This window comes from Bradyrhizobium sp. ma5 (assembly GCF_042258955.1).
Classification (GTDB): Bacteria; Pseudomonadota; Alphaproteobacteria; order Rhizobiales; family Xanthobacteraceae; genus Bradyrhizobium.
In genome coordinates this window covers 2,430,366-2,444,328 of the sequence record NZ_CP170156.1, presented here as the reverse complement: position 1 = coordinate 2,444,328, position 13,963 = coordinate 2,430,366, and the positions used below count along the sequence as shown (strand labels likewise).

Annotated in this window: 11 protein-coding genes; 2 read left to right on the top strand and 9 right to left on the bottom strand. The window is 65.1% G+C overall.

Annotated features, from left to right (window positions below; genetic code table 11):
- Positions 1-12: 12 nt before the first annotated feature.
- The 6 genes from ACE103_RS11290 to deoC all read right to left on the bottom strand — a co-directional run bounded on the left by ACE103_RS11290 (position 13) and on the right by deoC (position 6,709).
- Positions 13-1,050: a carbohydrate ABC transporter permease gene (locus ACE103_RS11290; RefSeq protein ID WP_375779467.1), complete on the bottom strand. Its 1,038-nt coding sequence runs from the start codon at positions 1,048-1,050 to the stop codon at positions 13-15.
- Positions 1,047-1,922, bottom strand: a complete 876-nt coding sequence (locus ACE103_RS11285; RefSeq protein ID WP_375779466.1) for a carbohydrate ABC transporter permease — start codon at positions 1,920-1,922, stop codon at positions 1,047-1,049. The genes ACE103_RS11290 and ACE103_RS11285 overlap by 4 nt, the downstream gene beginning before the upstream one ends.
- Positions 1,923-1,929: 7 nt before the next feature.
- The gene (gene rbsK, locus ACE103_RS11280; RefSeq protein WP_375779465.1) at positions 1,930-2,853 is read right to left on the bottom strand and encodes a ribokinase; all 924 of its coding nucleotides are present in this window, start codon (positions 2,851-2,853) and stop codon (positions 1,930-1,932) included.
- A 4-nt stretch (positions 2,854-2,857) separates the two neighbouring features.
- Complete coding sequence (locus ACE103_RS11275) at positions 2,858-3,313, bottom strand: RbsD/FucU family protein (protein ID WP_223969988.1); 456 nt, start codon at positions 3,311-3,313, stop codon at positions 2,858-2,860.
- 80 nt (positions 3,314-3,393) lie between these two features.
- A complete protein-coding gene (locus tag ACE103_RS11270; protein ID WP_375779464.1) occupies positions 3,394-5,781 on the bottom strand; it encodes an aldehyde dehydrogenase family protein in 2,388 nt (795 codons plus the stop codon).
- A gap of 10 nt (positions 5,782-5,791) precedes the next feature.
- Entirely contained in the window at positions 5,792-6,709 is a 918-nt protein-coding gene (gene deoC / locus ACE103_RS11265) for a deoxyribose-phosphate aldolase (RefSeq protein ID WP_375781089.1), read from the bottom strand.
- 352 nt (positions 6,710-7,061) lie between these two features.
- On the opposite strand from deoC, the gene ACE103_RS11260 reads away from it, so the two are divergent.
- A complete protein-coding gene (locus ACE103_RS11260) occupies positions 7,062-7,856 on the top strand; it encodes a DeoR/GlpR family DNA-binding transcription regulator (RefSeq protein WP_375779463.1) in 795 nt (264 codons plus the stop codon).
- A gap of 79 nt (positions 7,857-7,935) precedes the next feature.
- On the opposite strand, the gene ACE103_RS11255 is transcribed toward ACE103_RS11260, so the two are convergent.
- The 3 genes from ACE103_RS11255 to ACE103_RS11245 form a co-directional block, all read right to left on the bottom strand.
- Entirely contained in the window at positions 7,936-9,087 is a 1,152-nt protein-coding gene (locus ACE103_RS11255; protein ID WP_375779462.1) for a substrate-binding domain-containing protein, read from the bottom strand.
- Positions 9,088-9,161: 74 nt separating this feature from the next.
- Positions 9,162-10,154: an ABC transporter permease gene (locus ACE103_RS11250; protein WP_375779461.1), complete on the bottom strand. Its 993-nt coding sequence runs from the start codon at positions 10,152-10,154 to the stop codon at positions 9,162-9,164.
- Positions 10,151-11,725 carry a sugar ABC transporter ATP-binding protein gene (locus tag ACE103_RS11245; RefSeq protein ID WP_375779460.1) on the bottom strand — a complete coding sequence of 525 codons (1,575 nt, stop codon included), beginning with the start codon at positions 11,723-11,725 and terminating at the stop codon, positions 10,151-10,153. The genes ACE103_RS11250 and ACE103_RS11245 overlap by 4 nt, the downstream gene beginning before the upstream one ends.
- 268 nt (positions 11,726-11,993) lie before the next feature.
- On the opposite strand from ACE103_RS11245, the gene ACE103_RS11240 reads away from it, so the two are divergent.
- Complete coding sequence (locus ACE103_RS11240; protein WP_375779459.1) at positions 11,994-13,826, top strand: PQQ-binding-like beta-propeller repeat protein; 1,833 nt, start codon at positions 11,994-11,996, stop codon at positions 13,824-13,826.
- The last annotated feature ends 137 nt before the right edge of the window (positions 13,827-13,963 follow it).

The window sequence follows — 13,963 nt, the reverse complement described above, 5'->3', positions numbered from 1 at the left end:
CAAGATTTTTTGCTATTTGATGGCCCCGAGCAGCAGGCCCGACCGCATCATCCGGCTGAGCAGGCCTGCCATGATCATCATGGGAACGATTGCGACGAGCGCCGCAGCCGAGATCGCCCACCATTCGTCGCCGCGCTGGCTGTTCTGTCCCGCCACCAGGATAGGCAGCGTCTGCCATCTGGAATTAGTCAGGAACAGCGCGAACAGAAACTCATTCCAGACGAAGGCCAGCGTGATCATGAACGTCGCCAGCAGCCCGTTCATCGACATCGGCACCACGATGCCGAAGAAGATGCGCCAGCTCGGCACGTTGTCGACCATCGCGGCCTCCTCGACCTCGATCGGCACCGCCTCGAAGAAGTCGCGCATCAGCCAGACCACTATCGGCAGCGAGAAGGCGACGTAGCACAGCGTCAGGCCGACGAAGCTGTCGATCAGCTGGAAACCCAGCCGGCCGATCTCGCTGTAGAGCAGATACAGCGCAAAGGCCGTCACGATCGGCGGGAACATGCGCTGGCTGACGAACCAGAACAGGATGTCCTCATTGCCGAGGACCGGCCCGGGCAACGGCAGGCGATTGGCGGCGACAGCAGCGATCAGCGCGATCGGAAACGCGAGCAACAGCGCCTGCGGGCGGGTCAATCCGAACGTCGCGTTGAAGAACAGATAGCCGCCGAGCGCGAGCAGGAAGAACACGAGCCCCGCACCAAGGCGGACTTTGAACTCGAACCGCACCAAGGCGTAGGCCGCCATTGCGCCGATCGCGGTGGCGATGGCTGCCGCCGACAGGCCGACGATGGTCGAATTCAGGAAGGTGTGGAAGAACTCGCCGCGGATTCCCTGATAGAGATCGATGAAGGGCTGCAAGGTCGGCGCGAAGTCGATGAACGGCAGATAGGTCGGCCCGCCGACCACGCCCGGCGGCGTCTTGAACGCCGTCACGACCACCCAATAGAGCGGAAACACCGTGATCAGACACCAGACGAGCACGCCGACCGTAACCAGGCGGCGGCTCCATGGCGACAGTCCGGTCAAGCCCTGCCCGCTCATCGGCGCTTCTCCAGATGAGGCCGCAGCAGTGCCAGATAGGTGACGCCGATGATCGTGATCGCGATCAGGAACAGGAAGCTGAGCGCCGATGTGTAGCCAAGATTGAACTTCTTGAAGCCTTCCTGATAGGCGAATAGCGTCAGCGTCTCGGTGTCCACGCCCGGCCCGCCGCCCGTCATCACGAACACCGTATCCATGATCTTGTAGCTCTCGATCAGGCGGATGAAGACGATCGCGGCCGAGATCGGCAGCAGCATCGGAAAGGTGATGCCCCAGAACTGCTGCCAAGCGCTCGCATTCTCGAGCTCGGCAGCCTCGTAGACGTCTTCGGGCAGCGTTTGCAGGCCGGCCAGCATCATCAGGATCACGAACGGGGTCCACTGCCAGACCTCGACCGCGATGATGCAGGCGAGCGCCCAATGTTCGTTGGTGAGGAACGGCAGGTTGACCAGGCCGAACTTCGACAGGAACTGGTTGAGGGGCCCCATCGTCGGGTTGAACATCATGCGCGCGACCAGCGCGACTGCGACGGGCGCGAGCAGCATCGGCAGCAGCAAGGCGACACGAAACAGCCGCTCGCCCGGCACGCGCGCGTTCAGTGCCAGCGCGACACCGAAACCAATCGCGTATTGCAGCCCGACGGCGATGAAGGCAATCAGCGTCGTGGTGTAGATCGCGTTCCAGAACCGCGGCTCCTGCAACAGCGTCGCATAGTTGCCAAGCCAGACCACCCGCGGCGGGATCGGCGGGATCAGGCGATAGCTCAGGAAGCTCGTGGTGAGCGAATAGATCAGCGGAAAGATCGAGATCGCCAGCACGACGAGCACCGCCGGCCAGATGAAGACATGCTTGATCGGATCGTTCCGCATCATCGCGCGATCATCCCTTCAGCAGCGCGTCGATCTCCGCGCGCCGCGGCATCGCAGGCGCGGTGCCCGGTCGCGTCACCGAGATTCCCGCGGTGGCCGAACCGAACCGCGCAGCCTCGAGCGGGTCGGCGCCATCTGCGAGCGCCGCCGCGAAACCGCCGACGAAGGCGTCGCCCGCGCCGGTGGTCTCGACCACCTTGCCGGCGGCGAAGGGCGGCACGTGCAGCGAGCGATCGCGCGCATGAAATAAAGCGCCGCGCTCGCCGAGCGTGATCAGCGCCGTGCCTGCGCCTTTCGCCAGCAAGGCATCGCCGGCGCGGCGGGCGCCGGCGAGATCGCTCACCGCGATCCCGGTCAGCGCTTCGGCCTCGGTCTCGTTGGGGACGACATAATCGCAGAACGCAAACAGGCCAGAGTCGAACTTGATCGCCGGCGCCGGATTGAACACCGTGATGCTGCCGGCGGCGCGCGCGATCTCGAGCCCGCGCCGCGCCGCATCGACGGGCTGCTCGAGCTGCGTCACGAACACGCTGGAGTCGCGAATCGCGTCCGCCACCGCATCGACATCGGCCGGGCCGATCCCGCCCGCTGCGCCCGGCACCACGATGATCGCGTTATCGCCGCGCGTCTCGTGGACGTAGATGAACGCTGCTCCGGTCGGCGCGTCCGCCGTCCTGGCGACGCGCGGCCGGATTCCTTCGGCCTCCCAGGTCTTGATTGCAAGCTCGCCGAAGGCGTCGTTGCCAATCCGCGAGATGAAACTCACGCTGGCGCCGGCCCGTGCGGCGGCGACGGCCTGGTTGGATCCCTTGCCGCCGGGCCCCATGGCGAATCCCGAGCCGGCGATGGTTTCGCCGATCGCCGGCATGTTGCCGGCGCGGAACGCCAGGTCGACGACGAAGACGCCGAGGACGGCGACGCCATTCTTGCTCATGTCGTCACTCCCCGTCCGGCGCGATGACGCCCTTGCTGAACAGGAAGCAGCCGTAGAAGCGCCGCTCGCCGGTCGCGATCACGCAATAGGCCGCCTTGGCCTTCTCGTAGAAGGCATGGCGCTCGACGCCGACCAGCGGCCAGGATCTTCCCTCGGCGCGGTCGATCGCGGCCTGCACCTCGCGCTGCACCGGCGGCACTTCCTGAGCCTGGCCGACGATCTCCATGCGGATCGCGGCATCGTCGACAAACGTATCGAGCGGCATCACCGAGAGAACGGCCTCGACCGCCTTGGCAGCACTCACATTGTCGATGCGCAGCAACTCGCCAAGCACGCTCTGGCGTGCGATCGAGTCGGCCGGAAAATTGGTGTCGCACACCACCAGGCGATCGCCGTGCCCCATCGCCCGCAGGGCGTAGAGCACGTCGGCATTGAGCAGTGGATTGATGCCCTTGAGCATGTTGCGTCCCTCCCTTGTCGTCAAACTAGCCGAACTCTGACGGTCCGGACCCCGATCGATATCACCGCAAGGTGACATCCCTAGTCGCCATAAGGAATCCAGATGTTCTTCACCTGCACGGCATGGCGGAGCAGGATCGGGCCCTCGCTCGCGGCCTTGTCGTACCAGTCGAGCGCCAGGCCATGATCGACCAGCGTCCGCTTGAGATTGCCGATCGAGTACCGTTCGGCCGCCGTCGAGGCGTCCTGCGACCCGAACGCCCAAAGCGCATCGACATCGTCATGCTCGGCAAGCACCTTGACCAGTTCGTCGCGATCGCCGGTGACGATGTTGACCACGCCGCCCGGCACGTCCGAGGTCTCGAGCACTTGGTAGAAGTCGGTCGCGGCGAGCGGATGCCGCTCGCTCGGCACCGCGACGACCCGGTTGCCCATCGCAACCAGCGGCGCGACCAGACTGATGAAGCCGAGCAGCGGCGCCTCGTCGGGACAGGCGACACCGACCACGCCGATCGGCTCGTGCATCGCCAGCGCCACGCCACGCAGCGGCGGCGCATGGATGGATCCCTCGAATTTGTCCGCCCAAGCGCCATAGCTGAACAGTCGCTCGACGCTGGCATCGACCTCGTTGCGCGCCTTTGCTGCCGAGACGCCGGTCATGTCGGCGATCCGCCGGGCGAACTCGTCGCCGCGCGCGGAAAGGTTTTCGGCAAGGTAGTAGAGGATCTGGGCGCGATTATGCGCCGTCGCCCGCGCCCAGCCCTCGGCGGAGCGCGCCGCCGCCACCGCATTGCGGATATCCTTGCGATTGCCCTCGCCGGCCTCGCCGAGACGGCGGCCCTTCGGCGAGAGCACTGCGCGTGAATAGTTGCCGTCCGGGCGCACCTGCTTGCCGCCGACGAACAGTTTTGCCGTTCGATCGATCGGCGGCACGTCGAAACCGGCGCTGGCGCCGGACGCCGTCGGCAGCGGCGCTGCCTTGGCCCTGGCCTTGCGCCCGCTCCAGGCCTTCGGCTTGAGATACTCATACATGCCTTCGCGGCCGCCCTCGCGGCCGAAGCCGGACTCGCGATAGCCGCCGAAGCCGACACTGGCGTCGAACAGATTGGTCGCATTGACCCAGACCACGCCGGCCAGGAGTTTCGGCGCGATGTCGAGCGCCAATCCGATCGTCTCACTCCACACGCTGGCGGCAAGGCCGTAGCGCGTGTTGTTGGCGAGCATCACGGCCTCGTCCGGCGTGCGGAATGTCGTCGCCACCAGGACCGGGCCGAATATCTCTTCGGTCGCAACCGTCGAGGACGGATGCACGTTCCAGAGCAGGGTCGGCGGATAGAAGCATCCTTCCGACGGCAGCGCACCGGACGCCTGATATTTCTCGGCGCCCTCCTTCACCCCGGTCTCGACCAGCGCCTTGATCCGCTCGAGCTGCACCGGCGCGACCACCGCGCCCATGTCGATCGCTTTGTCGAGCGGCATGCCGACGCGCAGCGTCTCCATGCGGCGGATCAACCGCCTGCGGAAGGTCTCCGCAACGCCCTCCTGCAGCAGCAGCCGCGAGCCGGCGCAGCAGACCTGGCCCTGATTGAACCAGATCGCATCGACCACGCCTTCCACCGCGCCATCGATGTCGGCATCGTCGAACACGATGAACGGCGACTTGCCGCCGAGCTCCAGCGTCAGCGACTTGCCGGTGCCTGCAGTCGTCTGGCGGATCAACCGTCCGACCTCGGTCGACCCAGTGAAGGCGATCTTGTCGACGCCGGGACTTTCGACCAGCAGTGCACCGGTTGCGCCATCGCCGGTGACGACGTTCAGCACGCCCGGCGGCAGGCCGGCCTCAGCCGACAGTTCGGCGAACAGCAGCGCGGTGAGCGAGGTGAACTCGGCCGGCTTCAGCACCACCGTATTGCCCGCGGCGAGCGCCGGCGCGATTTTCCAGGCCAGCATCAGCAGCGGGAAATTCCACGGAATGATCTGGCCGATCACGCCGATCGGCACCTGATCGGCGAATTCGCGGTCCCGCAACTGCGCCCAGCCCGCGTGATAGAGGAAATGGCGCGCGGCGAGCGGCACGTCGAGATCGCGGGTTTCCCGGATCGGCTTGCCGTTGTCGATCGCCTCCAGCACGGCGAACAGCCGGGCGTGACGCTGCAGCATGCGCGCCAACGCGTAGAGATGACGCGCGCGGCCGTGACCGCCGAGCTTTGCCCAGGCTGCCTGCGCGATGCGCGCGGCGCCGACCGCCGCCTCGACATCGGTAGCGTCGCCCTGCGCGATGCGCGCCAGCGTTTTACCGGTGGCGGGCTCGGACGTCGTGAGGTGCTTGCCCGCGTGCGGCGCTGTGAATTTGCCGGCGATGAAATGCCCGAACGTGGCGCCATGCCGCGCCAGCCAGGCGCGTGCCTCGCCGTCCGCCTCGGGCGCGGGGCCATACTCCATCGTCTCGAAATAGCTTGCGACGCTCATCGCTGGAGTCTCATCCCACGGGGTGGCGGTTGAAAGCCGAGTAGTGGCCAGTCACGTGATGCTCGAGCTGCCGCTCGATGTCGGCGAGCAGGCTGGAGGCGCCGATGCGGAACAGATCCGGCTCGAGCCAGTCGCGGCCGAGCTCCTCCTTCATCAGGAACTGATAGGTGAGCACGTCCTTTGCCGTCGAAATTCCACCGGCCGGCTTGAAGCCGATCTTGTAGCCGGTGCGCTCCTGATAGAGGCGGATCATCCGCAGCATCGCCAGCGTCACCGGCAGCGTCGCGTTCACGCCCTCCTTGCCGGTTGAGGTCTTGATGAAGTCGGCGCCGGCCATCATGCAGACCATCGATGCCTTGGCGACATTGCGCAGTGTCTTGAGATCACCCGTGGCCAGGATCGTCTTCAGATGCGCGTTGTCGCAGACCGCGCGGAAATCCTGGACCTCGGCGTAAAGCGCCCGCCAGTCGCCGGTCAGCACATGCTCGCGCGTGATGACGATGTCGATCTCCTGCGCGCCGTCGCGGACCGACGCCTCGATCTCCTTCAGCTTCAGCTCATGCGGCACGAGGCCAGCGGGAAACCCGGTCGAGACCGCGGCGACCGGGATGCCGGATCCGTCGAGCGCTTCGACAGCCGCACCGACGAACCGATGGTAGACACAGACAGCACCGGTATGCAGGGCGCGCCCGGCAAAGCCGAGCTTCTCCATGACATCGCCGCGCACGGGCGCCTTGGCCTTGGCGCAGAGACGCTTCACTCGTTCGGTCGTATCGTCGCCGTTGAGCGTCGTCAGGTCGATGCAGGTGACTGCCTTGAGCAGCCACGCCGCCTGCGCGTCCTTCTTCACGGTGCGCCGACCCGGCAGGCTCGCAACACGCCGTTCGGCGGCCGACAGATTGATCCTGATGTCGTCGACCCAATCCATCTCGAGCGCACGGCCGCTGTTGCGCGGCAGCGGATGCACATGCTCGCCGCCCGGAGAAGGCGATTGCACGGCCAACGGGGACGGATTCTGTATGAAGACGCTTTGCGTCATGGCGGCGCCGTGCGGTCCTAGCGAATCGACGAGGTGGCCAGATAGATTGGATGTGTCGATCGCAACATGTGACCCTCCCCTGACCTTGCCGCTGGGTCCGCCGACCGCCCGAGGAACGACGCCGTCCCCAACGCTCGATCAGCCCGCCGGACTGGATGTTATTATTGTAACAAAACGACGTTGGTAAACTCACAACATTGTAAGATCATTGTCAATCGGATAAGCAAGCTCGGCGATCAAAATGGCTGAAACTTCCAACGCACGACCAAGCGAGACACGCGTCCAGCGCCTGCAGAGGCTGCGCCGCGCCGTCGAATCGAGTGGCGCGCTGCATCTGAAGGACGCCGCCGAGCTCCTCAAGGTTTCCGAAATGACGGTGCGGCGCGACCTTGCCGGGCCGGAAGCCGCCCTCGCGCTGCTCGGCGGCTACGTCGTCAATGCGGCGTCTCCGACCGGCATCAAGTACACGTTCGAGCAGGAGATCGACCAGCACACCCAGGACAAGCGTCTCGCCTGTCGGGCTGCCGCCGCGTCCATCAAGGAAGGCGACACGATCTTCATCGACTGCGGCACCACGATGCAGTCGCTGGCGGATTGCCTGCCCGAGGATCTGCCGCTCTCGGTGATCTGCTATTCGATGAACGTGGCGTCGATCGTGACGCACCGGCCCAACACGCAGGTGATGGTGATGGGCGGGCTCTATCATCCCTCGTCGCAGTCCTTTGCGTCCGACGACGGCCTGTCCTATCTGCGCCGGCTCGGGATCAACAAGGCCTTCATCTCAGCCGGCGGCGTGCACTGGACCCGCGGCGCGAGCTGCTCGAATTTTCACGAGGTCGCCGTCAAGCAGGCCGTCATCGAAACCGCGATGGAGAGCATCCTGGTGATCGACGCGAGCAAGCTCGGCAGTCTCAAGTCGGCATTCTTCTCCGATATCGGCGCGTTCTCGCGGATCATCGTCGGCGGCGCGGCGTCATCGGACATGCGCAAGCACTTCCGCAGCCTTCCCGTCGAGTACGTCACCAGCGCAACCTGACCCGGGCGGGGGCTGGCACGCCCGGGTCAGCTTCGTCCACGATGCGCGGGCTCGCGAACCGCGCATCGCAGGCCAAAGTTCAGTTGCAGGCAGGCTTCGCCTTGTTGCACGCGTCGGTCAGTTCCTGCGGCGGCTCCTTCTTGAACACCGTCTTGTAGGATTCAAGCACGTTCGACTGCGTCACCGGCAGCGACTGCACGCCGATCCAGCCGGGCGTTTCCTTGCCGAGCAGCGCGTTCATCATCGCCATCGCTTCCGCGACGCCCTGATCATAGGGGCGCTGCGAGCCGGTCGCCTTCAACGGACCGCCCTTGGCGATCTCGATCGCAGATTGCAGGCCGAGGTCGACGGTCGTGACCGGAATGTCGATGCCCTGCGCGCGCATCGAGCTCAGCGTGTCGAGCGCCGGCTGATCCCAGACTGCGAACAGGCCCTTGATGTCCGGATTGCCGGTGAGGAAGTCACCCGCGATCTGCGACACCTTCGGCGGATCGGTGAAGTCGACCTGCTTCATCTTGAGGTCGGGACGGTTCTTCTGCATCCACTCGCGGACACCCTTGGTGCGCTCGTTGGTGCTGAAATAGTCGACGCCGAAATTGACGAGGCCGATGGTGCCGCCCTGCGGCATACAGGAGGCCAGGATCTGGGCCGCGATCTGGCCGTTGCCCTGGCTGTCCGCGGAGATCATCGAGGCATATTCCTCCGGATGCTTGAGGCCGGTCGGGATGCTGTCCATCAGCACCAGCTTGATGCCGGCCTTGGCAACCTTCTTGTAGGTCGGCGCGGTCGCTGTGAAATCGACCGGGATCGAGATGATGCCGTCCGGATGCTGCTGGATGGTGTTCTCGATGTCGGCGATCTGCTTGTCGACCTGATATTCGGCGGATGCGACGCCGGTCACCGTCACGCCATACTTCTTCAGCGTGTCGGTGATGCCCTGGATCTGCAGCTGCGCCCAATCGAGGTTGACGGTCTGCATAGAGATGCCGACCTTGAAATGCTTCTCCTTGACCTTGGCGGCGTCGGCGTCCGACAGCGCGAGCACCTCGGGCGAGGCGGCCTTCTCGCCGTGCGGTCCCTGGCCGACGATGGATTTCGGTCCAAGCGTCGCGAGGTCGACGCCCTTGACGCAGCTCGCTGGCACTTCGGCGCGCGCCGAGGGGGCAATCGAAATGGCCGTCGCCGCGATCAGCGCGGTCAGCGGCAGAGTTTGTCGCAAGATTGACTTCATTGTTTCCTCCCTTTTTTGGTCGCCGATTGACCGGAGGCCGGCGACCTTGCCCCTACATTTTCGAGGATCGTGCTCTAGCGTTTCGTGAAGGCGACCGCGGCGACGATGATCGCTCCCTTGATGACGAGCTGCATCGGCGAGCTGACGCCGAGCAGCACGAGGCCGTTGTTGAGTGTGCCGATGATAAGGCTGCCGAACAGCGTCCCCAGGATGTAGCCGCGGCCGCCGAACAGGCTGCAGCCACCGAGGATCACGGCGGCGATGACGTCGAGCTCCATCCCCTGCACGACGTCGGGCCGCGCGGCATGCGAGCGCGCGGACAGCACCAGCGCCGCAAGCCCGGCCAGCGCGCCGGTCAGCACAAAGGCCGCCGTCGTCACCCATTTGGTGTTGATGCCGGAATAGAGCGCCGCGGTCGGATTGCCGCCGACCGCATAGATGCGGCGGCCGAACACGTTGTAGTGCAGCAACAGGATGCCGACGATCATCGCCACCAGCGTCCAGGCAATAGGAACTGGAATGCCGAGGAACGTGCCTTCGCCGAAGATCGCAAAGTATGTCTCGTTGGTGATGATGACCGGCTTGGTGTTGGTCACCATCATCGCCAGCCCCCGCGCCATGCTCAGCGAGCCCAGCGTCACCAGGAACGACGGGATCGAAAGCTGCGTGGTCAGGATGCCGTTGAGCAGTCCGACCAATGCGCCGGTGCCGAGCCCGGCAATCGCGCCGACGATCCAGCTGTTGTTGATCTGGCTCATGGCGAGCGCAGCCGCCATGCCCGACAGCGCCAATGTCGATGCGACCGACAGATCGATCTGACGCGCGATAATCACGAAGGTCATGCCGACCGCGATGATCGACACCAGCGTCGTCTGGCGTCCGATATTCAGGAAATTGTCGACCGACAGGAACCAGGGCGAGGACAGGCTGAACACGACCAGCAACACCACGAAGGCGATGTACAGCATGTAGGGCCGCTCGCCGCGCAGCAGGTTCTGCAAGAGCTTGCGGCGGCGATCGGATCGGGTCGACGAGGCGACGACATTGGGCGCGGTGAGTTCAGTCATGCGGGCAGCTCTTGCAATACGCCTTGTCCAGAGGCCTGGTACATCTGCAGCAGATGATGGAGCTCTTCGGCGTCAACGATGTCGCCGCGCGCAAGCGTTCGCGCCACGCGTCCGTCGACGATCACGGAGATGCGGTCGCACAGCTCGATCAATTCGACGAGATCCGAGGAGACGATCAGGACGCCGCTGCCGTCGCGGGCGGCATCGCGGATCACGCCGTAGATTTCTTCGCGTGCGCCGACGTCGACGCCGACCGTCGGCTCGTCCAGCAGCAGCACGCGCGGTCGCGGATCATTCCATTTTCCGAACACGACCTTCTGCTGGTTGCCGCCGGACAGTGTCCTGACCAGGCTGGAAGCGCCTTGCGCCTTCACGGAAAGCCGCGCGACCGCTGCGTCCGCACGCCGGGCGGCGGCGCGTTGCTGCATGAAGCCCCAGCGCGAGAAATGCGGAATCCGCGGCAAGGTGATGTTGCGTTCGATCGAATGGTCGAGGACCAGGCCTTGCACGTGCCGATCCTCCGGCACCAGTGCGACGCCCTGATCGATTGCATCCGCCGCGCTCTTCGGCAGCCATGGCCGGCCCTCGATCTCGAGCGTGCCGCTTTCCGCCGGCCGAAGTCCGAAGATGGTCTCCAGAATCTCGGTACGCCCGCTGCCGATCAATCCGGCAAGGCCGTGGATCTCCCCCTTCATTACCGACAAGTCGACGGCCGACAGCCGGTCATTCGACACACCCGACAGCGACAGAACCGGCGATGAATCGAGCGAACGCGCCGCCGCGGGCGCGGCACGCGACGCTGCCGGCGCCAATCGATCGGTTCCGATGATGGCGTTCACCAGCCGCTTCATGTCGGTATCGGCGGTGACGAACGTGCCGGCATTGGCGCCATCGCGCAGCACCGTAACACGCTGCGAGATCTCGAACACCTCGTTGAGCCGATGGGTCACATAGATCACGCCGACACCGCGGCGCGTTGCCTTTCCGATCGCATCGAACAAGATGCGAACCTCGTCCGACGTCAGCGAGGATGTCGGCTCATCGAGGATCAGGAGCCGCACCTCGCCCATCAACGCCTTGGCGATCTCCGTCATCTGGCGGTAGGCGAACGGCAGCGAGCCGACCGTCGCTTTGGTATCGAGGGGAATGCCGAGCTCACCCAGGAACGCTTCGGCCCTGGCCATCAGTTCGCGCTTCCGGACGAAGCCGAATCTTGCGCGCGGCTCGCGGCCGAGCAACAGATTGTCGGCGACGCTCAGGGATTCGACGAGACTGAGGTCCTGATAGACGACGGCGATCCCGGCCTCGCGCGATCTTGCCGGGCTGTCGAACGTCGCTGATTTGCCGGCGATCTCGATGGTGCCGCTGTCAGCGGCATGAACGCCGCTGAGAATCTTGATCAGCGTGGATTTTCCGGCACCGTTCTCGCCCAGCAGCGCGTGCACCTCGCCGGACACGACCGCGAGGTTGACGTCGCGCAGCGCGCGCACGCCGCCAAAGCGCTTGCTGATGCCATCGACCATCAAAAGCGACGCCGACGGCTGAGGCACTGCCGCGATCGAACCGGACAATTCCCTTTTCCTCCCATCGCCGCGCGCAGCACTGATGCGATGATGACATCTTGTTATTTTTGCAACTTATTATGTTATAATTCTATCACATCAGGCGGCCTGTCAATGGGAGATCACGCCGTCAGGCGCTCCAATTGGGGACGGCCGGCCGCGATCAGGTTCGGCCCTGCCCGGCACACGCCGCCGGCCTCCCACGCGCGATGGAAGCCGGCAGGTTGTGCTAGGCTTCAGTCGCTCATCTCATCAAAGCCAACGCCGGTGAACCGCGATGAAACTGAGTGCTGCGATTGCCGTCGTCCTGATCTGGACGTGCCTTCCTGCGACTGCGCAGCAAGGCGGTGCCGCCCTCTACGCGCAGCGCTGTGCGCAGTGCCACGACAGCACCAACACCGATATTCGCGCGCCGAGCCGCACCGCACTGCAATCGAAGTCGTTCGATGAAGTTCTGGGTGCGATCACCACCGGCGCGATGTCGTCCTTCGCGCAGGGACTGACCAATGACGAGCGGGCGGCCATCGCCTCGCTCGTAAGCGGCAAGGCTGCCTCGCATGCGTCGACCGACAGTGCAGGCCAATGCGCGCAGAGCGAGGCCGGTTTCCCGCAGCCGATCGATGGACCACGGTGGAACGGCTGGGGCGCGGATCTCAACAACAGCCGGTTTCAGCCGGCGGCCATGGCCGGCCTCACGCCAGACCAGGTCCCGCGGCTACATCTGAAGTGGGCGTTCGGGTTTCCTGGCACCTCCGCTGCCTACGCTCAGCCGACGGTCATCGGCGGCGTGCTGTTCGTCGGCGGCGGCGACCGCAAGGTCCATGCCCTCGACGCCAGATCCGGATGCACCCGCTGGGTGTATCCGACCGAGGCGCCGGTCAGGGCGGCCATCAGTCTTGTCCCGATGGAAAATGGCCAATCCGCCATCGTCTTCGGCGATGTGCTCGCCAACGTCTACGCGGTGAATGCGACGACCGGCGCGTTGATCTGGAAAAGCAAGGTCGAAGATCATCCGGCCGCGCGGATTACCGGTGCGCCAACCTTCTATGCCGGCGTTGTCTATGTCGGGGTGTCATCGATCGAGGAGGCGACGGGGTCACGGCCGACCTACCAATGCTGCACGTTTCGCGGCAGCGTCGTGGCGCTGAAGGCCGAAACCGGTGCGCAGATCTGGAAGACCTACACCATCGCTGACGCGCCGCATCCCACGCGGACCAACGCGATCGGGACTCAACTGTTCGGTCCGGCCGGCGCGTCGGTCTGGTCCGCGCCGACGATCGATGCTCAGCGCCAGGCGCTCTATGTCGCGACGTCGAACAGCTATGCCGACCCGGCAACCGACACCAGCGATGCCATCCTCGCGTTCGATCTCGCGACCGGCAAAATGCTGTGGCATCAGCAGGCCACGCCGAAGGACAGCTTCGTCGTGGCGTGCTTCGGCACCGACCAGAGCAACTGTCCGCAGGACCGCGGTCCCGACCACGACTTCGGACAATCGCCGATCCTCGTGACCTTGCATGACGGACAACGCGAGCTGGTCATCGGCCAGAAATCCGGCGTGGTGCACGCACTCGATCCCGACCATGAGGGCAAGATCCTGTGGCAAACGCGGATCGGCCAAGGCGGCCCATTGGGCGGGACCGAGTGGGGCTCCGCCGCGGACCAGGACCGAATCTATGTCGCCAATTCCGACGTGCGGTTCCTGAGGGACGGTTCGAGGCGTCTCAATTCAAGCGAAGGCGGCGGCCTGTTCGGCCTCGATCTTGCGACCGGGAAAATCGCGATGCAGGTGGCGCCGGTTGCCTGTGGCGATCGTCCCCAGTGCAGTCCTGCGCTATCCGCCGCGGTCACCCTCATTCCGGGCGTCGTGTTCTCGGGCGGCGTGAGCGGCTTCCTGCGCGCCTACGCCACCGATGATGCACGCCTGCTTTGGGAGATCGACACCGCGCGCGACTACACCACGGTGAATGGCGTTCCGGCCCGCGGCGGCGCCATGGACGGCCCCGGCGCGGTCGTCGTCGACGGCATGCTGTATGTCAATTCCGGCTACGCGCAATGGGGCGGCCTGCCCGGCAACGTTCTGCTGGCCTTCGAGGTCGGCAACCCCTGAGAAGCGCAATGTCAGCATTTGCGACGGCACGTTGAGCACTACTCGCCGCAGGCTATTCGTGCTTTGATGTCGGCCAGGATCGGCTGAGAGATCCGGCGGGAGGCCTTCTGGTGCTTGGTGACGTGCTACGCAACATC

Excerpts from the sequence above, each read along its gene's own strand:
- ACE103_RS11255 (WP_375779462.1), bottom strand. The coding sequence starts at position 9,087 with ATGAAGTCAATCTTGCGACAAACTCTGCCGCTGACCGCGCTGATCGCG.
- ACE103_RS11275 (WP_223969988.1), bottom strand. The coding sequence starts at position 3,313 with ATGCTCAAGGGCATCAATCCACTGCTCAATGCCGACGTGCTCTACGCC.
- ACE103_RS11270 (WP_375779464.1), bottom strand. The coding sequence starts at position 5,781 with ATGAGCGTCGCAAGCTATTTCGAGACGATGGAGTATGGCCCCGCGCCC.
- rbsK (WP_375779465.1), bottom strand. The coding sequence starts at position 2,853 with ATGAGCAAGAATGGCGTCGCCGTCCTCGGCGTCTTCGTCGTCGACCTG.
- ACE103_RS11290 (WP_375779467.1), bottom strand. The coding sequence starts at position 1,050 with ATGAGCGGGCAGGGCTTGACCGGACTGTCGCCATGGAGCCGCCGCCTG.
- ACE103_RS11260 (WP_375779463.1), top strand. The coding sequence starts at position 7,062 with ATGGCTGAAACTTCCAACGCACGACCAAGCGAGACACGCGTCCAGCGC.
- ACE103_RS11285 (WP_375779466.1), bottom strand. The coding sequence starts at position 1,922 with ATGATGCGGAACGATCCGATCAAGCATGTCTTCATCTGGCCGGCGGTG.
- ACE103_RS11250 (WP_375779461.1), bottom strand. The coding sequence starts at position 10,154 with ATGACTGAACTCACCGCGCCCAATGTCGTCGCCTCGTCGACCCGATCC.
- ACE103_RS11240 (WP_375779459.1), top strand. The coding sequence starts at position 11,994 with ATGAAACTGAGTGCTGCGATTGCCGTCGTCCTGATCTGGACGTGCCTT.
- deoC (WP_375781089.1), bottom strand. The coding sequence starts at position 6,709 with ATGGATTGGGTCGACGACATCAGGATCAATCTGTCGGCCGCCGAACGG.